The sequence below is a fragment of the Pseudoflavonifractor sp. AF19-9AC genome (assembly GCF_003478995.1).
Classification (GTDB): Bacteria; Bacillota; Clostridia; order Oscillospirales; family Oscillospiraceae; genus Lawsonibacter.
This window is the reverse complement of record NZ_QUGI01000001.1, coordinates 415,639-434,361: the sequence shown is the minus strand read 5'-3', so window position 1 is coordinate 434,361 and position 18,723 is coordinate 415,639. Positions and strand designations below refer to the sequence as shown.

Genomic DNA, 18,723 nt, shown 5'->3' with positions numbered 1-18,723 from the left:
CGCAAAAAGGCGGCCGTCCCAATGGGACGGCCGCTTTTTTATTCAGATGGTTGAAGGGGGTTCCTTACAGAGGAGCATCCTCCGTGGAAGCCTGGGCGGGAGTATCCAGCTCAATGGTGCCGGTCTCCAGGAAGAGATCGTCCTCCTCCACACTCTCCTCAGGCTCAGCCAGGGCATCGGCCACAATGGCGCCACCCTCATTGGCCGTGGGCATATTGCCCTCGTCATCAATGGGGTCCTCCTTGCGGTACTGAGCCAGGCCGGAACCGGCGGGGATCAGCTTACCGATGATGACGTTCTCCTTCAGGCCCAGCAGGTGGTCTACCTTACCCTTGATGGCCGCCTCGGTAAGCACCTTGGTGGTCTCCTGGAAGGAGGCGGCGGACAGGAAGGACTCGGTGGCCAGAGAGGCCTTGGTGATACCCATGAGCAGACGGGTGCAGGTGGGCAGGCGCAGCTCCTCGCCCATCTCGTTCTTCTCCCCGGCGTCGATGCGGGCCTTCACAGCCTCCTCGGCGTCCAGGAACTCCACGATGTCGATGGTGGAACCGGACAGCAGGTCGGAATCGCCGGCGTCCTCCACACGGACCTTCCGCATCATCTGACGGACAATAACCTCGATGTGCTTATCGTTGGTATCAACGCCCTGCTGACGGTACACCTTCTGCACCTCGCGGATGAGGTAGTTGTGACAGTCGGACAGGCCGCGGATGCGCAGCACCTCGTGGGGAGACAGAGCACCCTCGGTGAGCTCAAGGCCCTTGGGCACAATGTCGCCGTCCTTCACCTTGATGCCGGCGGAGTAAGGCAGGGCGTAGGTCACGACCTCGCCGTCGTCGGCGGTGATGGTCAGGTTGCACATGACGTTGCGCTTGGTCTCCTCGATGCTTACCCGGCCGCCAATCTCAGCCAGCTGGGCCATCTTCTTGGGCTTGCGGGCCTCGAACAATTCCTCAACTCGGGGAAGACCCTGGGTGATGTCGCCGCCGGCTACGCCGCCGGTGTGGAAGGTACGCATAGTCAGCTGGGTGCCGGGCTCGCCGATGGACTGAGCGGCAATGATACCAACGGCCTCGCCGGCGCCCACAGGCTCGCCGATGGCCAGGTTGATGCCGTAGCACTTGGAACACACACCGCTGCGGGCGCGGCAGGTCAGCACGGAACGGATCTTGACGGAGTGGATGCCGTGCTCCTCCAGGACTGCCGCGTCATCCTTGCGCAGCATGGTGTCCCGGGTAAAGAGCAGCTCGCCGGTAGTGGGATCCACAATGTCCTCGGCGGGATAGCGGCCGTGGACACGCTCGGCGAAGGTCTCGATGACCTGGCCGTACTCTTCGATCTCGCTGACCTCGATGCCGTCGGTGGTGCCGCAGTCGTCCTCACGGATGATGACCTCCTGGGACACGTCCACCAGACGACGGGTCAGGTAACCAGAGTCGGCGGTACGCAGAGCGGTATCGGCCATGCCCTTTCGAGCGCCTCTGGAGGAGATGAAGTACTCCAATACGGAAAGGCCTTCACGGAAGTTGGCCTTGATGGGGATTTCGATGGTACGGCCGGCGGTATCGGCCATCAGGCCACGCATACCGGCCAGCTGACGGATCTGAGCCATAGAACCACGGGCGCCGGAGTCGGCCATCATGAAGATGGGGTTGTAGCGGTCCATGGAGGCCTGGAGGGCCTGGGTCACGTCGGCGGTGGTCTTCTCCCAGGCGGCCACGGTGAGGCGGTAGCGCTCGTCGTTGGTGATCAAACCGCGGCGGTACTGCCGGTCGATCTTCACGATCTCCTTCTCGGTCTCGGCAATGAGCTCATACTTCTTCTGGGGGACGGTCATGTCCGCAATGGCTACGGTCAGAGATCCCACAGTGGAGTAGTGATAGCCCAGGTCCTTGATGGCGTCCAGAACACCGGCGGAGACGGTGAAGCCGTGCTTGGTGATGCACTTGTCGATGATCTTGCCCAGCTGCTTCTTGCCAACCACGAAGTTGATCTCGGGCTCGAACATGTTCTCGGGGTTGCTGCGGTCCACAAAGCCCAGGTCCTGAGGCACGGCCTCGTTGTAGATGAGGCGGCCCACGGTGGTCTCCACCAGCTTGTGGCGCATCTCGCCGTCGATCTCCCGGTACATACGCACCTTGATGGGAGAGTGGAGGGTGACCACGCCGGCGTCGTAGGCCAGCATGGCCTCGTCCTTGTCGGCGAAGATGTGGCCGGTACCCTCCTCGTCCCGGGTGTAGGTCAGGTAGTAGGAACCCAGCACCATGTCCTGAGTGGGGATGGTGACGGGGCCGCCGTCCTGAGGACGGAGCAGGTTGTTGGCGGAAAGCATCAGGATGCGGGCCTCCGTCTGGGCCTCGGCGGACAGGGGGACGTGAACGGCCATCTGGTCGCCGTCGAAGTCGGCGTTAAAGGCGGTACACACCAGGGGGTGCAGCTTGATGGCGCGGCCCTCCACCAGCACGGGCTCGAAGGCCTGGATGCCCAGACGGTGCAGCGTAGGTGCACGGTTCAGCATGACGGGATGGTCCTTGATGACGAACTCCAGGGCGTCCCAAACGGCGCCCTCGCCCTTCTCCACCATCTTCTTGGCGGCCTTGATGTTGTTGGCCAGGCCGTCGTCCACCAGCTTCTTCATGACGAAGGGGCGGAACAGCTCGATGGCCATCTCCTTGGGCAGGCCGCACTGATAGATCTTCAGGCTGGGGCCGACCACGATAACGGAACGGCCGGAGTAGTCGACACGCTTACCCAGCAGGTTCTGACGGAAACGGCCCTGCTTACCCTTCAGCATGTCGGACAGAGACTTCAGGGCGCGGTTGTTGGCGCCGGTGACGGCGCGACCGCGGCGGCCGTTGTCGATCAGAGCGTCCACCGCCTCCTGGAGCATGCGCTTCTCGTTGCGGACAATGATGTCGGGGGCGTTGAGCTGGATGAGCCGCTTCAGGCGGTTATTGCGGTTGATGACCCGGCGATAGAGGTCGTTCAGGTCGGAGGAGGCGTAACGGCCGCCGTCCAGGGGAACCATGGGCCGGATCTCGGGGGGAATGACAGGCAGGACGTCGATGATCATCCACTCGGGCTTGTTGCCGGAGAGACGGAAGGCGTCCACAACCTCCAGACGCTTGACGATGCGGGCCTTCTTCTGGCCGGAGGCGTCCTTCAGCTCGGCACGCAGCTGGACGGAGAGCTCCTCCAGGTCGATCTGCTGCAGCAGCTTCTTCACGGCCTCGGCGCCCATGCCGGCGTCAAAGTCGTCCTCATACTTCTCCCGCATGTCCCGGTATTCCTTCTCGGAGAGAATCTGGTTCTTGGACAGAGGGGAGAAACCGGGGTCAATAACAATATAGGCGGCGAAGTACAGCACCTTCTCCAGGATACGGGGGCTGATATCCAGCAGCAGGCCCATCCGGGAGGGGATGCCCTTGAAATACCAGATGTGGGAGACAGGGGCGGCCAGCTCAATGTGGCCCATGCGCTCACGGCGGACCTTGGCCTTGGTGATCTCCACGCCGCAGCGGTCGCAGATCTTGCCCTTGTAGCGGATCTTCTTATACTTGCCGCAGTTACACTCCCAGTCCTTGGTGGGGCCAAAAATCTTCTCGCAGAACAGTCCGTCCTTCTCCGGCTTCAGGGTGCGGTAGTTGATGGTCTCAGGGCGCTTGACCTCGCCGTAGGACCACTCACGGATCTGCTCGGGGGAGGCGATGCCAATGCGGATGGCGTCAAATTCAGCGTAACTCATGTTTCAATCTCCTCCCGTTCCTTAAAATTCCTCGTCGGAGAACAGGCCCTCGTCGGAACCCTCCTCCTCGCTGTCAGCGGCTTCCAGGGTCAGATCGTCGTCGTCGCTGTCACCCTTGAAGGTGAAGCCGCCGGCGGAGGCGAAATCGGCATCCTTCTGGTAGCCGAAGTCGTCGTCCCGATCATAGTAGTCGTCCCGGACAGGCTGGTAGTTGTCCTCGTCGTCGTCCTTGAGCTCAATCTCGTTGCCGTCAGCGTCCAGCACCCGCATATCGAGACACAGGGACTGTAGCTCCTTGATCAGAACCTTGAAGGACTCGGGCACGCCGGGCTTGGGCACGTTCATACCCTTGACAATGGCCTCGTAGGTCTTCACACGGCCGGTGACGTCGTCGGACTTGACGGTCAGAATTTCCTGCAGGGTGTAGGCGGCGCCGTAAGCCTCCAGAGCCCACACCTCCATCTCGCCGAAGCGCTGGCCGCCGAACTGGGCCTTGCCGCCCAGAGGCTGCTGGGTGACCAGGGAGTAGGGGCCGGTGGCACGGGCGTGAATCTTATCGTCCACCAGGTGGTGCAGCTTCAGGAAGTAGACGTAGCCGACGGTGACCGGGTTATCAAAGCGCCGGCCGGTACGGCCGTCATAGAGCCAGTTCTTGCCGTCCACCAGGCGCAGCTTACCGGCCTTCTGCCAGATGCGCACCTGCTCGGCGTTGGCCATCTCCTCGGCGGTGAGCTCCCGCATGCCGTCGCCCTCCTCGTCAGCCAGGTAGAGCTGCTTGCCGATGAGGGGCTCGTCGTAGCCCACCTGACGGGCCAGGCCGGCCATTTTCAGGCACTCCTGGATGTCCGCCTCGGTGGCGCCGTTAAAGATGGGGGTGGCGACCTTCCAGCCCAGGGTCTTGGCGGCGTAGCCCAGATGGACCTCCAGCACCTGACCGATGTTCATACGGGAAGGCACGCCCAGGGGGTTCAGCACGATGTCCAGAGGGGTGCCGTCAGGCAGGAAGGGCATATCCTCCTGAGGCATGATGCGGGACACAACACCCTTGTTACCGTGACGACCGGCCATCTTATCGCCCACAGAGATCTTACGCTTCTGGGCGATGTAGACTCGGACCACCTGGTTGACACCGGGGGACAGCTCGTCGCCGTTCTCGCGGGTGAAGATCTTTACATCCACCACGATACCGGCCTCGCCGTGGGGCACCTTCAGGGAGGTGTCACGGACCTCACGGGCCTTCTCGCCGAAGATGGCCCGCAGCAGCTTCTCCTCCGCGGTGGCCTCGGCCTCGCCCTTGGGGGTAACCTTACCCACCAGATAGTCGCCGGCCCGGATCTCCGCGCCCACGCGGATGATGCCGTGCTCGTCCAGGTCCTTCAGGGCGTCCTCGCCCACGTTGGGAATGTCGCGGGTGATGGTCTCGGGACCCAACTTGGTGTCACGGGCCTCGGTCTCATACTCCTCGATGTGAATGGAGGTGAACACGTCGTCCTTCACCATGCGCTCGTTGAGCAGGATGGCGTCCTCGTAGTTGTAACCTTCCCAGGTCATGAAGCCCATGAGAATGTTCCGGCCCAGAGCGATCTCGCCGTGGTCGGTGGAGGGGCCGTCCGCCAGCACGTCGTGGTACTCCACCCGCTGGCCCGCGTCCACGATGGGCCGCTGGTTGATACAGGTGGTGTGGTTGGAGCGCAGGTACTTGGTCAGGCGGTACTCCTTGGTCTCACCGTTGTCGTAGGCCACGGTGATGTACCGGGCGGACACGCGGGTGACGGTACCGGGGCCCTCCGCCAGGATGGCCACCTCGGAGTCGATGCAGTTCTTGTGCTCCTGGCCGGTGGCCACAATGGGGGCCTCGGGCCGCAGCAGAGGCACGGCCTGCCGCTGCATGTTAGCGCCCATCAGGGCGCGGTTGGCGTCGTCGTTCTGGAGGAAGGGGATCATGGCGGTAGCCACGGACACCATCATCTTGGGGGACACGTCCACGTAGTCCACCTGATGCTTATCCACGGAGATGGTCTCGTTGCGGTGGCGGCAGGTGATACGCTCGTTGATGAAGCAGCCGTTCTCGTCCAGAGGCTCGGTGGCCTGGCCCACGGTGTACTCGTCCTCCACGTCGGCGGTCATATACTCGATCTCGTCGGTAACCCGGCCGCTCTCCTTGTCCACCTTGCGGTAGGGGGCCTCAATGAAGCCGAAGCGGTTGATGCGGGCGTAGGAGGCCAGGTAGGAAATCAGGCCGATGTTGGGACCTTCGGGAGTCTCAATGGGGCACAGACGGCCGTAGTGGGAGTAGTGAACGTCACGGACGTCGAAGGAGGCGCGGTCACGGGACAGACCGCCGGGGCCCAGAGCGGACAGACGGCGCTTGTGGGTCAGCTCGGCCAGGGGATTGGTCTGGTCCATGAACTGGCTCAGAGGGCTGCTGCCGAAGAACTCCTTGATGGCGGCGGTGACCGGGCGGATATTGATCAGGCTCTGGGGGGTGACCACGTCCAGGTCCTGGGTGGTCATGCGCTCCCGGATGACACGCTCCATACGGCTGAAGCCGATGCGGAACTGGTTCTGAATCAGCTCGCCCACGCAGCGCAGGCGGCGGTTGCCCAGATGGTCGATGTCATCGGGAGTACCCACGCCGTGAGCCAGGCAGTTGAGGTAGTTGATGGAGGCCATGATGTCCTCCACGGTGATGTGCTTGGGAATGAGGTCATCCAGGTGCTCCCGGATGGCGTCCTTCAGATCCTCGCCGGAGAACTGGTCCAGCAGTTGGCACAGGGCGGGGAAGAACACCATCTCGTCCACGCCAACCTCGGCGGGATCGAAGTCCACGAAGTCCTCCAGGTGAACCATGTTGTTGGAGAACACCTTCACCAGCTTGCCGTCCATGTCCAGAATGGCCTCGTTCACGCCGCGGTTGTCCAACTCCTTGGCGCGTTCCCGGCTGAGCACCTCGCCGGCCTCGGCAATGATCTCGCCGGTGCGGGGGTCGGCCACGGGCAGGGCCAGCTTGTGGCCGGACAGACGGGTCCACAGGGCCATCTTCTTGTTAAACTTGTAGCGGCCCACGGTGGACAGGTCATAGCGGCGGGGATCAAAGAAGGTGGCGGAGAGCAGGCTCTCGGCGGAGTCCAGCGTGGGGGGCTCGCCGGGACGCAGCTTGCGGTAGATCTCCAGCATGGCCTCCTCGTAGGTCTTGCAGGCGTCCTTCTCCATGGTGGCCTTGATGCGCTCGTCCTCGCCAAAGAGCTCCAGGATCTCCGCATCGGTCTTGATGCCCAGGGCGCGGATGAGGCAGGTGATGGGCAGCTTGCGGTTCTTATCGATGCGGACATAGAAGATGTCGGAGAGGTCGGTCTCGTACTCCAGCCAGGCGCCGCGGTAGGGGATCACGGTGGTGGTAAAGGTCAGGTTATCGGCCTTGTCCGCCGTGCGGGTGTAGTACATGCCGGGGGAACGGACGATCTGGGAGACGATGACACGCTCGGCACCATTGATAACAAAGGTACCGGCCTGAGTCATGATGGGGAAGTCCCCCATGAAAATCTCCTGCTCGTTGATCTGGTTGTTCTGGGTGTTGCGCAGGTGAACCTTCACCTTGATGGGGGCGGCATAGGTGGCGTCCCGGGCCTTACACTCCTCCACGTCGTACTTGGGAGCCTCGTCCATGGAGTAATCCACGAAGCTCAGCTCCAGGTTGCCGGCGTAGTCGGTGATGGCACCCACGTCCTTGAACACTTCCCGCAGGCCGGTGTCCAGGAACCACTGATAGGAGGTCTTCTGCACCTCCAACAGGTTGGGCATCTCCAGGATCTCTTCGTACCGGGCAAAGCTCTTGCGCAGGGTCTTGCCGTATTGCACGTCCTTAACCATTCTAAAAAATCAACTCGCTTTCTTTTGACTCAACGGTTGGTTCTCACGGGTTTCTGCCCCGGATGCAGGGAAAAACGGTTCTTTTGCCGTCATGTTGCACAATTTCGGCCCCGCCCCGCTTTTCCGCGCACCCGGATGCGTTGTTTGTTTCCTGCCCCTCTCCCTTGTCTTTTCTCCCGCGGTGTGGTACACTACGGTCAGAGCATGGGGAACCAGGCTCTTTTTATTTTGGGATATAGAAGCATTTTATTGTACCATGAAGAAAGCCGGACTGTCAAGCCCTGCTTTCTTTTTTTATTTTCCACGCCCCAATCCCACAAGCAATACAAAGACAGATTTCTGGTCCTTCTTTTTCCTGCCTTTTGTGAAATTTTCTTTTTTCCCCGGATTTTTCCTGAAAAAAGCCCGCCAAAGGATTTGACAGACGGTAACAAATATGTTACAATTCGGTTACAAGTTTTCATTCAGGAGGATTTTCATGGAACAGCAATCCATTCCTCTTTCCTATAAAGGGCATCCCCTGCGTCGGAAAGACAACTTAATTTACTATGGAACCATGGCCGAAAAGTATATCATCATGCTGCAGATCCTCTCCACCAAAAATGTGGACGGTCTGGACATGGCGGACCGGGTATCGGTTCAGCTTCAGCTTACTGACCCCGACCTGAAGAGCCGGGACCGTGTGGTCAAGAAGAGTGAAAAGGACAGCCTGTACGCCGCCATGGACGTGGCCAGCGTGTGGCTGGAGCGGGCGCTGAGCTCCAAGTGAGCCTCTGCCCCGCCGCCCCTTCCCCGTTTCATCCGCTGCAATTACAGAAATAGAAAATAGGAGGACATCAGCCATGCACTTCAGAAACCAAGCTGCCGTTCGACTCACTGCCGGACTTTTGCTGGTCAGCACCTGCGTCGTTCCCGCTTTGGCCGTTACCGGCACCGTCAATACCGGCAGCAGTACGCTGCGTGTCCGTTCCGAGGCCAACACCAGCAGCACTGTGCTGGACAAGCTGTCTCACGGAACCAAGGTCGATGTCATCTCCACCGCCAACGGCTGGTACAAGATTAGCTATGAGGATCTCACCGGCTACGTCTCCAGCGACTATCTGATTCTGGACGACGCTCAGGATGCCGTCTCCGCCGTAGCGGCCAGCTCTCCCGCTGATGCCGCTGCCGCTCAGTCCACTCCCCAGCCTGTAACGGAGGCCACCTACGGCAAGGTGACCGCCAGCGCCCTCAATGTCCGCTCTGAGCCCAACACCGACAGCGCCAAGGTTGGCAGCCTGAAGTGCGGCAAGATTGTGGAAATTCTGGGCAAGACCCAGAGCGGCTGGTATCAGATCGAGAACGGCTATATCAGCGCCGAGTATGTGGTTCTGGTGGACGCCGCTGAGGCCCAGAAGTCCAGCAAGGGCCAGGAGATTGCCGATTACGCGCTGCAGTTCGTCGGTTACCCCTACGTGTATGGCGGCAGCTCCCCCAGCGGTTTTGACTGCTCCGGCTTTACCAGCTATGTCTACCGCCAGTTTGGCTACTCCCTCAACCGCTCCGCCGCTGGCCAGCTGAGCAACGGCACTCCCGTTTCCATGAGTGAGCTGCAGCCCGGCGACCTGGTGCTCTTCAAGAAATCCGGTACCGGCAGCAAAGCCGCTTCCCATGTGGGTCTCTACATCGGCAACAACCAGTTTGTGCATGCCTCCACCTCTACGGTCGGCGTCATCGTCAGCAGTCTGAGCGAAGCCTACTACACCACCGGTTTTGTGGGCGGCCGCCGCATCGTGTAAGTAAAAATTGATTACATAAAAAATCCCGGACCGAAAGGTCCGGGATTTTTGTTATGCACTTTTCGTTTTTACCGGAGGATGTCTGCCCTCGGACTGTCTCAGATAATCACTGCCCTGAACCTTGGCATAGGCCCGCTTCCGAACCACAAAGAAGAAGATAATCTGCACCGCGCCAGTGATGGTCCAGGTCACCGGATAAGAGAGATACAGCGTCGCCGGTGTCCGGTAAAGGGGAAATACGGTAGCCACCCACACAAGGCGCAGGCCGCAGGCTCCCACCAGGGAAACGAGCATGGGGATAATGGAATAGCCGATTCCCCGCAGCATACCCACCGTGACATCCATGATGCCGCACAGGAAATACGGGCAGCAGATCAGGCTCATACGAACAATGGCCTGTGCAATCACGTCCGGCTCACCCGGCGCATAGATTCCAGCCAAGGTCTGTCCAAATAAGTACGCCAGATTTCCCAACACAAGTCCTGTGATCACGGTAAAGGACTCACACCAGAGCATCACCCGGTCCACCCGGTGACATTTTCCGGCGCCGTAATTCTGCCCGGTAAAGGTCATGGCCGTCTGATAGAAGGAGTTCATGCCTGCATAGACAAATCCTTCGATATTAGCTGCGGCGGAAGAGCCGGCTACAATCACAGCATCATCAAAGGAATTCAGAGAGGACTGAATCACCACGTTGGACAGGGCGAACACCACGCCCTGGAACCCGGCGGGCAGGCCCACCTGAAGGATACGCTTGACCACGCTCCACTCCATCCTCAGCTTCTTCAGATCCAGGCGGAGCGCCCCCTCCTCCCGCATCAGGCATCGCATGACCAACGCAGCGGAGATATACTGGGCTGTAATGGTAGCCAGCGCCACGCCGGCCACGCCCAGGCCGAACACAATCACCAGCAACAGGTTCAAAATTACATTGACCACACCGGCCACGGTCAGATAGTACAGCGGCCGCTGGGTATCGCCCTGCGCTCTCAGGATGGCCGCGCCGAAGTTGTACAAAAGGTTGGCCGGCATACCAAGGAAATAAATCCGGAGATAGACCGTAGCCAGGTCAATCACGTCCGTGGGTGAGGACATCCACACCAGCAGCTGCCGGGCCATGATCACACCGAACACCAGCATGATGACACCGCTGACCAGGGAGAGGGCCACCGAAGTATGGATGCTGCGGCTGACGTTGTCATGTCGGCCGGCGCCCAGGTCCCGCGCCACCACCACATTGGTACCTACGGACAATCCTACGAACAGATTGACCATCAGATTGATGAGAGAGGTGTTGGAACCTACGGCTGCCAGTGCTTCTTTTCCTACAAACTGTCCTACCACCACTACGTCAGCAGCATTGAACAGCAGCTGCAGAATGCTGGAGGCCATCAGAGGCAGGGCAAACAACAGGATCTTACTCCACAGAGGTCCGCTGCACATGTCGATTTGATACTGCCGCTTCTGCACGTAAAAACACCACCCCTTCTCAATCACACATTTTCAAACAAATCAGAGACGAACTGCCCTTCTCTCACACTCAGCCAATTCCGCCATACGCGATGCCCAGCACCACCACCAGGATGGTCAGAGGCACATAGATATAGCGGCCTACCACGCCGAAGATCTCCGAAACCGGCTTCTCCCGGCCCAGCTGCAGCTCCTGCTTCAGCCTGGGCCAGCCCAGGACGTAGTAAATGGAGATAGCACCCAGCACCGCGCCAATGGGTACCACGTCGATGGTGATAAAGTCCATCCACTTGCCCACCCGGGCCTCGCTCTCCATAAACAGACCCACGCCTAGAGTCAGAGCAGAGCAGATGAGCACCGCCGCCTTGCGGCTGAGCTTGAAGTAGCGCTGCCAGCTCTCGGTCACGGCCTCGAACATGTTGATAAGGGAGGTGATGCCGGCAAAGAAGACCGACACAAAGAAGAAGACAGCAAACAGCTGGCCCATGGGCATCTTCTGGAACACGGTGGGTACCGTGATAAACATCAGAGAGGGGCCGCTGGCCACGTCCAGACCGTAGGCAAACACCGCAGGCATGATGGCCAGAGCGGACAGCAGCGCCGCCATGGTGTCAAAAAGGGCCGTACGCAGGGAGGCCTTGGGAATGTCCGCCTTCTTGTCCAGATAGGCGCCGTACACAATCATGCCAGAACCGGTGATGGACAGAGAGAAGAAGGCCTGTCCCATGGCCATGACCCAGGTGTCCCGCTCCAGTAGCTTGGACCAGTCAGGGACAAAGAGGAAGCGGTAGCCCTCCCCTGCCCCGGGCTGCATGGCAACCCAAATAGCCAGAGCCAGGAACAGAACATAGAACAAAGGCATGAGCACCCGGCTCACCCGCTCGATGCCCGTAGTCACGCCGAACAGCAGGACCAGGCAGGCCACGACCACCACCACGGAGTGCCACAGGGGGTTGCCGAAGTCCACAGCGGCCTGCTGGAAAAACTCCGCGGGCTGAGCCGTCATCAGGGTGCCGGTGAGGGCCCCGAACAGGCTGTTCAGCACCCAGCCCATGATGACTGCGTAGCCAATGGCAATGCCCAGGGAGCCCATCAGGGGGATCCAGCCCAGCACCTTGCCCAAAGTTCCCTTTTCCCGGGTACGGAAGCAATACTCGTAAGCACCGATGGTGCCCGTCCCGGCCAGTCGGCCAATGCCGAACTCAGCGGAGAGGCCCACCCATCCAAACAGAATAATAAAGAAAATATAGGGAATCAGGAAGGCAGCCCCTCCATACTGTCCCAGACGGTAGGGGAACAGCCAGATGTTTCCCAGTCCCACAGCCGATCCTACGCAGGCAATTACAAAGCCCAGCGAAGAACTAAAGCCCCCATTGCGGTGGCCGTTATCTCCCGGCATATTGTCGCGCTCCTTTCAAAACAAACAATACAAAATACATGCCATGCTCCTGCAAAGCATACCCTCCGGCGTTTCCGTCTCAGTGGACGTTCTCCCCGTTCTCCCAACAGGCAGCTGGCAAAAGGGCAGAGTTTATTATAACATCCTTACCTTTAAATACAAGCATAAACCCGGGATTTCCCCAGGGTATTTTCCGTTTCCTTATATTTCTCCAAGTCCGGCCGTTTCCTTCCCCTGGCGGACAAGCAAAACGACTGTCTCCACATGGGCGGTCCGTGGGAAGAGATCCACGCTCTGGGCCCTCTGGGCGCAATAGCCCAGCTCCTCCAGCCGCTTTACATCCCGGGCCAGGGTAGCCGGGTCACAGGAGACATAGACGATGCGCTCCGGCGCCATACCGGCCAAAATGGCGGGCACCTCCGGCCCCAGTCCCTTCCGGGGCGGGTCCACGCAGATCACATCCGGACGGACACCCTCCTCCGCCAGACGGGCAGCCACCGCCCCAGCGTCTCCGCAGAAAAACTCCGCGTTCTCCACGCCGCTGCGTGCAGCGTTGGCCCGGGCATCCTCCACCGCCTGAGGCACGATCTCCGCTCCAATCACCCGTCCGGCCCGGCGAGCCAGGCACAGGGAGATGGTTCCGATGCCGCAGTACAAATCCAGCACGGTCTCCCGGCCGGTGAGGCCGGCAAAATCCAGGGCAAGGCCGTAAAGCCGCTGAGTCTGGGCCCGGTTCACCTGGAAAAAGGAAGGAATGGACAGACGGAAGGTATGTCCGCACAGCTCCTCCTCCAAATAGTCCTGCCCCCACAGCAGCTTATAGTCCGGTCCAAGGATCACATTGGTATCCCGGGTATTGACATTCAGCACCACACCCATCAGCTTGGGCTCACAGCTCCGCAGGGCCTCCACCATCCGGTCTGCCTCGGGCAGATCTGTCCCGTTGGCCACAATGCAGCACAGGGCTTCTCCCCTGTGGTTGGTTCGGATGTAGAAGTGGCGCAGAAGCCCTTCGCCCGTCCCTTCGTTATAGGCGGTGAGCCCCAGCTCCACTGCCGACTGGACAAATGCCCGGCGGAGCCTCGTCACCGTCTCCGGCTGAAGGAGGCAGTCCTCCACCGGAAAAACCTGGTGGCTCCTGGCGCGGTAGTAGCCCACCGCAGCGCCGCCCTCGGGGGCAGGCGCAATGGGAAACTGCACCTTGTTGCGGTAGCGCTCCGGCGCCTCCGCTCCCAGCACAGGGGGCAGCTCCAGGTGAACGCCGCCCACCCGTTCCAGGGCGTCCGCCACCCGCTGACGCTTGGCCCGCAGCTCCTCAGCATAGGTCATATGCCGGAACTGACAGCCCCCGCACTTTCCAAACAGGGGGCAATCGGGTTCCACCCGCTCCGGCGAGGCCTCCAGCAGCTCTACCCCCCTGCCCCAGGCCATCTTTTTATTTACCTTCTCCAGCCGCACCTTCCAACGCTCTCCCGCAATGGTCCGGGGTACAAAGACCACCCGTCCCTCCAGGCGGGCTACGCCCAAGCCTTCCGCCGTATAGCCGGTAATATCCAGCGTATGCACGCTGTTCTTCTTCCACGCCTCCATGCATCTTCCTCGCATTTCCAGTTTCCTTGCCCTTATCATAGCATGCCCCGCTGTCTCCGTAAAGATAAAATGCCCGGTCCCTGAGAAAGAGACCGGGCATTTCAGCATCTGTACTTACTTTTTCTTTCCCATGCCGTGGGTGGAAGCCACCACGACACTGGTAAGAGCAAAGAGGCCGATGGCGTTGGGAATCACCATGAGGTTATTGAACATGTCGGTCATCTCCCACACCAGATCGTTGGACATCAGGGTGCCCAGGAAGATGAACACCAGAGCAAGGGCGGAGTAAACAGGCACAGACTTCTTGCCGAAGAGGTAAATCACATTGATCTTACCAAACAGGTTCCAGCCGAGGATGGTGGAGAAAGCAAAGAAGAACAGGCACACCGCCACAAACATGGCACCGGCATCGGCTCCCATGACGCTGCCGAAAGCGGTCTGGGCCAGATTGGTCTTGTTGAGGGTGGTGCTGGCTGCCGCCGCGCCGCAACCGGCCAGAGGTCCGTCGGGGGTGTACAGGGTGGAGATGATCACCAGCGCATTGAGGGTCAGCACCACGAAGGTGTCCATGAACACACCAACCATGGCTACCACACCCTGGTCGTGGGGATCGGTGACGTTGGCCTGAGCGTGAGCGTGGGGGGTGGAGCCCATACCGGCCTCATTGGAGAAGAGGCCGCGCTTGGCACCCTGGCTGATAGCCTCCTTCAGGGCGTAGCCGAAGCTGCCGCCGATGATGGCCTGGGGCTGGAAGGCATACTTGAAGATCATGGCGAAGGTAGCGGGGATATAGGAGGCCCGCATCACCAGCACCACCAGGCCGCCGGCCAGGAAGATGACAGCCATGATGGGAACAATCTTCTCGGTGACGGCTGCCAGACGCTGCACGCCGCCCAGGAAGATGAAGCCGCAGATAATGACCAGCACGATGCCCACAATCCAGGAGGGGACACCAAAGGCGGTCTGGAAGGTGGAGCCGATGGAGTTGGACTGCACCATGCAGCCCATGAAGCCCAGAGCCAGGATGATGGCCACAGCGAAGAAGCCGGCCAGGAACTTACCGAAAGCACCCTTGAAGGCAGTGGTGATGTAATAGACGGGGCCGCCGTGGTAGGAGCCGTCAGGATCCTTGCGGCGGGTCTTGATGGCCAGGGTGGCCTCGGCGTAGATAGTGGCCATGCCAAAGAAGGCAATGATCCACATCCAGAAGATAGCACCGGGGCCGCCGGCCAGAATGGCGCCGGAGGAGCCCACGATATTGCCGGTGCCCACCTGGGCGGCGATGGCGGTGGCCAGAGCCTGGAAGGAGCTCATACCGTGCTCCTGCTTTCCGCCCCGAAGAGACAGGTTGCCGAACACCTTCTTCATACCCTCACCGAAGCAGCGAACCTGCACGAAGTGGGTGCGGATGGAGTACCACAGGCCCACGCCGATGAGCAGGAAGACCAGAATATAGTTGGATAAGTAGACGTTAATCTTGGATACAATGGGATAGAGTACTGCTTCCAGATCTGCTAACATGACGTATTTCTCCTCTCTCCTTGAAACAAAAATCGGACCGCGGAGAAGTTCCGCGATCCGAAAAACATGGCGACAAAATACCGCCCTCCCTGCACGCAAAAGCGCACCCATGGGGCGTTTGTCCTCCTCTGTCCTTTTGCCTGAGAGATTGGCGGCCTAAAAAAACCGCGTTGCACCTTCGGCACTCGAATCGAGCTTCTCCAGAGTTACATCCGCGCACAGTCCTCGTCCCGGATGGGACACCTGAGAGTGTTACTCCTTCGGTAAGCCGGATGGCTGTTTTCCTGCACGCTTCGTCTGTCCTATTCAGTTGCGAGAGATACCTTACCACACCTCCGCCCCTTTGTCAATCCCTGGCGGACATTAATTCGCCAGAGACGGATTTTTAGGGAATATTCCCCATTCCCTACCGCTCACAACCATGAAATGTTTACAATTTGCTCTTTTTTCTTGGTATGGAGTATGATATACTGCATAGGATGACTGATTATAGGGGGGAAGTATGCCTTGACGGTCCCCCACAGCCAAGAGGTGTTTTACTGCTATGAGTTTGTTTACCAAAATTTTCGGCACCTCCTCCCAGCGGGAACTGAAGTCCATCTATCCCATCGCGGACAAGGTGGACGCCCTGGAGGAGGAGTACAAGGCCCTGACTGACCAGCAGCTTCAGGCCAAGACCCCGGAGTTCAAAGAGCGCCTTCAGAACGGCGAGACTCTGGACGACATTCTCCCCGAGGCCTTCGCCGCCTGCCGCGAGGCCGCCTGGCGTGTGCTGGGCATGCGCCCCTACCGGGTTCAGGTGGTGGGCGGCATCGTACTGCACCAGGGCCGCATCGCCGAGATGAAGACCGGCGAAGGCAAGACCCTGGTGGCCACCCTCCCCGCCTACCTCAACGCCCTGGCGGGCAAGGGCGTGCACATCGTCACCGTCAACGACTACCTGGCCAAGCGCGACAGCGAGTGGATGGGCAAGGTCTACCGCTTCATGGGCCTCACCGTGGGCCTAGTGATCCACGGGGTCACCGGCCAGGACAAGAAGGACGCCTATGCCGCCGACATTACCTACGGCACCAACAACGAGTTCGGCTTTGACTACCTGCGGGACAACATGGCCATCTACTCCTCCGAGCTGGTGCAGCGGGGCCATGCCTTCGCCATCGTGGATGAGGTGGACTCCATCCTCATCGACGAGGCCAGAACCCCTCTGATCATTTCCGGCCAGGGCGAGAAATCCACCCAGCTCTACACCATCGTGGACCAGTTCGTCTCCCGCCTGCGCTGCCAGCGCATTGCCAAGGTGGACGAGAAGGAAGAGGAGGATGTGGACATCGACGCCGACTACATCGTCGACGAGAAGGCCCGCACCGCCACCCTCACCGCCCCCGGCATCAAGAAGGCCGAGCAGTTCTTCAACATTGAGAACCTGGCCGACCCGGAGAACACCACTCTCTCCCACCACATCAACCAGGCCATCAAGGCCCGTGGCGTGATGAAGCGGGACATCGACTACGTGGTGAAGGACGGACAGGTCATCATCGTGGACGAGTTCACCGGCCGTCTCATGTTCGGCCGCCGCTATAACGAGGGCCTCCACCAGGCCATCGAGGCCAAGGAGCACGTGGAAGTGGCCAACGAGTCCAAGACCCTGGCTACCATCACCTTCCAGAACTACTTCCGTCTCTACGACAAGCTCTCCGGCATGACCGGTACCGCCATGACCGAGCAGGAGGAGTTCGGCACCATCTACGAGCTGGACATCGTGGAGATCCCCACCAACAAGCCCCTGGCCCGAATCGACCGCCCCGACGTGGTGTACAAGAACACCAACGGCAAGCTGCGGGCCATCGTCAGCCAGATCGAGGAGTGCCACGCCAAGGGCCAGCCCGTACTGGTAGGCACCATCTCCATCGAGAAGTCGGAGGAGCTGTCCGCCATCCTCAAGCGCAAGGGCATCCCCCACAACGTTCTGAACGCCAAGAACCACGAGAAGGAAGCCGAAATCGTGGCCCAGGCCGGTAAGTTCGGCGCCGTCACCGTGGCCACCAACATGGCCGGCCGTGGTACCGATATTATGCTGGGCGGCAACGCAGAGTATCTGGCCAAGGCCGACCTGCGCAAGGCTGGGCTCACCGATGAGCTCATCGCTGAGGCCACCGGCTTTGCCGAGACCGACAATGAGGAAATCCTCAACGCCCGGAAGATGTTTACCGAGGCGGAGGCCAAGTACAAGGAGGCCATCCGCGAGGAGGCGGACAAGGTCCGCGACGTGGGCGGCCTGTTCATCCTGGGCACCGAGCGCCACGAGTCCCGCCGCATCGATAACCAGCTGCGCGGCCGTGCCGGCCGTCAGGGCGACCCCGGCGAGACCCGCTTCTACCTGTCCCTGGAGGACGACATCATGCGTCTCTTCGGCTCTGAGCGAGTCATGGGCATGATGGAGAAGCTGGGCGTGGACGAGGACACCCCCATCGACGCCAAGATGCTTTCCGGCGCCATCGAGAACGCCCAGAAGCAGGTGGAGTCCCGGAACTTCCAGGCCCGGAAGAACGTGCTGCAGTACGACGACGTGATGAACACCCAGCGTGAGGTCATCTACAAGCAGCGCCGCCAGGTGCTGGACGGCGAGGACCTCCAGGGTTCCATCCAGAACATGCTCCACTCCATGGTGGAGAGCGCCATCCTCGGCCACATGGGTGAGCAGAAGCACATGGATGCCGAGTCCTTCCGGGAGGCCGTGGCTCCCTTCCGCACCATGTTCCTGGCCCCCGACGAGTTGAATCTCACCGACGAGGAGCTGCAGCAATATGATACCGAGGCTCTGGTGGAGATGGTCAGCAGCAAGGCCAAGGAGATCTACGCCAAGAAGGAAGAGGAGTTTGGCTCTCCCCTCATGCGGGAGCTGGAGCGCGTGATCATGCTCCGGGTGGTGGACGAGTACTGGATGGACCAGATCGACGCCATGAACGACCTGAAGCAGGGCATCGGCCTGCGGGCTTACGCCCAGACCGACCCCGTGGTGGCCTACAAGAAGGAAGGCTACGAGATGTTCGAGCAGATGGTGGCCGCCATTCAGGAGGAGACCCTGCGCCGGCTGTTCCTGGTTCGTCTGAAGAAGAACGAGGAGGTCAAGCGGGAGCGCGTGGCCAAGATCACCTCCGAGTCCGGCGCCAGCGACGGCACCGTCCAAAAGCAGCCGGTGAAAAAGGTCATCAAGATCGGCCGCAACGACCCCTGCCCCTGCGGCTCTGGCCTGAAGTGGAAAAAATGTACCTGCAAGCAGTACCATCCTGATTTGAAGTAAATGGCATGAAAAAAGCCCCGGAACCTCAGGTTCCGGGGCTTTTTCTTAT

At 60.2% G+C, this 18,723-nt stretch carries 9 protein-coding genes and 1 riboswitch; of the genes, 3 read left to right on the top strand and 6 right to left on the bottom strand.

The window, feature by feature from the left end; translation table 11 throughout:
- Positions 1-64 precede the first annotated feature (64 nt).
- Together rpoC and rpoB are read right to left on the bottom strand one after the other, a co-directional pair.
- The gene (rpoC, locus tag DWX58_RS02070; RefSeq protein ID WP_118641342.1) at positions 65-3,745 is read right to left on the bottom strand and encodes a DNA-directed RNA polymerase subunit beta'; all 3,681 of its coding nucleotides are present in this window, start codon (positions 3,743-3,745) and stop codon (positions 65-67) included.
- A gap of 21 nt (positions 3,746-3,766) precedes the next feature.
- Positions 3,767-7,615 carry a DNA-directed RNA polymerase subunit beta gene (rpoB, locus tag DWX58_RS02065; protein WP_118641341.1) on the bottom strand — a complete coding sequence of 1,283 codons (3,849 nt, stop codon included), beginning with the start codon at positions 7,613-7,615 and terminating at the stop codon, positions 3,767-3,769.
- A gap of 478 nt (positions 7,616-8,093) precedes the next feature.
- Here rpoB and DWX58_RS02060 point away from each other — a divergent pair, with 478 nt between their 5' ends.
- Together DWX58_RS02060 and DWX58_RS02055 are read left to right on the top strand one after the other, a co-directional pair.
- Positions 8,094-8,384: a hypothetical protein gene (locus DWX58_RS02060; protein WP_118641340.1), complete on the top strand. Its 291-nt coding sequence runs from the start codon at positions 8,094-8,096 to the stop codon at positions 8,382-8,384.
- Positions 8,385-8,457: 73 nt separating this feature from the next.
- Positions 8,458-9,393: an SH3 domain-containing C40 family peptidase gene (locus tag DWX58_RS02055; RefSeq protein ID WP_118641339.1), complete on the top strand. Its 936-nt coding sequence runs from the start codon at positions 8,458-8,460 to the stop codon at positions 9,391-9,393.
- Positions 9,394-9,444: 51 nt separating this feature from the next.
- On the opposite strand, the gene DWX58_RS02050 is transcribed toward DWX58_RS02055, so the two are convergent.
- From DWX58_RS02050 to DWX58_RS02035, 4 genes are all read right to left on the bottom strand, one after another.
- Positions 9,445-10,863: an MATE family efflux transporter gene (locus DWX58_RS02050; RefSeq protein ID WP_243093215.1), complete on the bottom strand. Its 1,419-nt coding sequence runs from the start codon at positions 10,861-10,863 to the stop codon at positions 9,445-9,447.
- 70 nt (positions 10,864-10,933) lie between these two features.
- Entirely contained in the window at positions 10,934-12,262 is a 1,329-nt protein-coding gene (locus DWX58_RS02045; RefSeq protein ID WP_118641338.1) for a sodium-dependent transporter, read from the bottom strand.
- A 201-nt stretch (positions 12,263-12,463) separates the two neighbouring features.
- Complete coding sequence (gene rlmD / locus DWX58_RS02040) at positions 12,464-13,852, bottom strand: 23S rRNA (uracil(1939)-C(5))-methyltransferase RlmD (protein WP_118641337.1); 1,389 nt, start codon at positions 13,850-13,852, stop codon at positions 12,464-12,466.
- Positions 13,853-13,966: 114 nt separating this feature from the next.
- Entirely contained in the window at positions 13,967-15,373 is a 1,407-nt protein-coding gene (locus tag DWX58_RS02035; RefSeq protein WP_118641336.1) for a sodium:alanine symporter family protein, read from the bottom strand.
- Positions 15,374-15,491: 118 nt separating this feature from the next.
- Positions 15,492-15,587: riboswitch (glycine riboswitch) on the bottom strand.
- 330 nt (positions 15,588-15,917) lie between these two features.
- Here DWX58_RS02035 and secA point away from each other — a divergent pair.
- Positions 15,918-18,674, top strand: a complete 2,757-nt coding sequence (secA, locus tag DWX58_RS02030) for a preprotein translocase subunit SecA (protein WP_118641335.1) — start codon at positions 15,918-15,920, stop codon at positions 18,672-18,674.
- The last annotated feature ends 49 nt before the right edge of the window (positions 18,675-18,723 follow it).

What these genes read in the sequence shown, in the direction of transcription:
- secA (WP_118641335.1), top strand. Translation starts at nt 15,918, where the DNA reads ATGAGTTTGTTTACCAAAATTTTCGGCACCTCCTCCCAGCGGGAACTG.
- DWX58_RS02035 (WP_118641336.1), bottom strand. Translation starts at nt 15,373, where the DNA reads ATGTTAGCAGATCTGGAAGCAGTACTCTATCCCATTGTATCCAAGATT.
- DWX58_RS02060 (WP_118641340.1), top strand. Translation starts at nt 8,094, where the DNA reads ATGGAACAGCAATCCATTCCTCTTTCCTATAAAGGGCATCCCCTGCGT.
- DWX58_RS02045 (WP_118641338.1), bottom strand. Translation starts at nt 12,262, where the DNA reads ATGCCGGGAGATAACGGCCACCGCAATGGGGGCTTTAGTTCTTCGCTG.
- rlmD (WP_118641337.1), bottom strand. Translation starts at nt 13,852, where the DNA reads ATGGAGGCGTGGAAGAAGAACAGCGTGCATACGCTGGATATTACCGGC.
- rpoB (WP_118641341.1), bottom strand. Translation starts at nt 7,615, where the DNA reads ATGGTTAAGGACGTGCAATACGGCAAGACCCTGCGCAAGAGCTTTGCC.
- DWX58_RS02055 (WP_118641339.1), top strand. Translation starts at nt 8,458, where the DNA reads ATGCACTTCAGAAACCAAGCTGCCGTTCGACTCACTGCCGGACTTTTG.
- rpoC (WP_118641342.1), bottom strand. Translation starts at nt 3,745, where the DNA reads ATGAGTTACGCTGAATTTGACGCCATCCGCATTGGCATCGCCTCCCCC.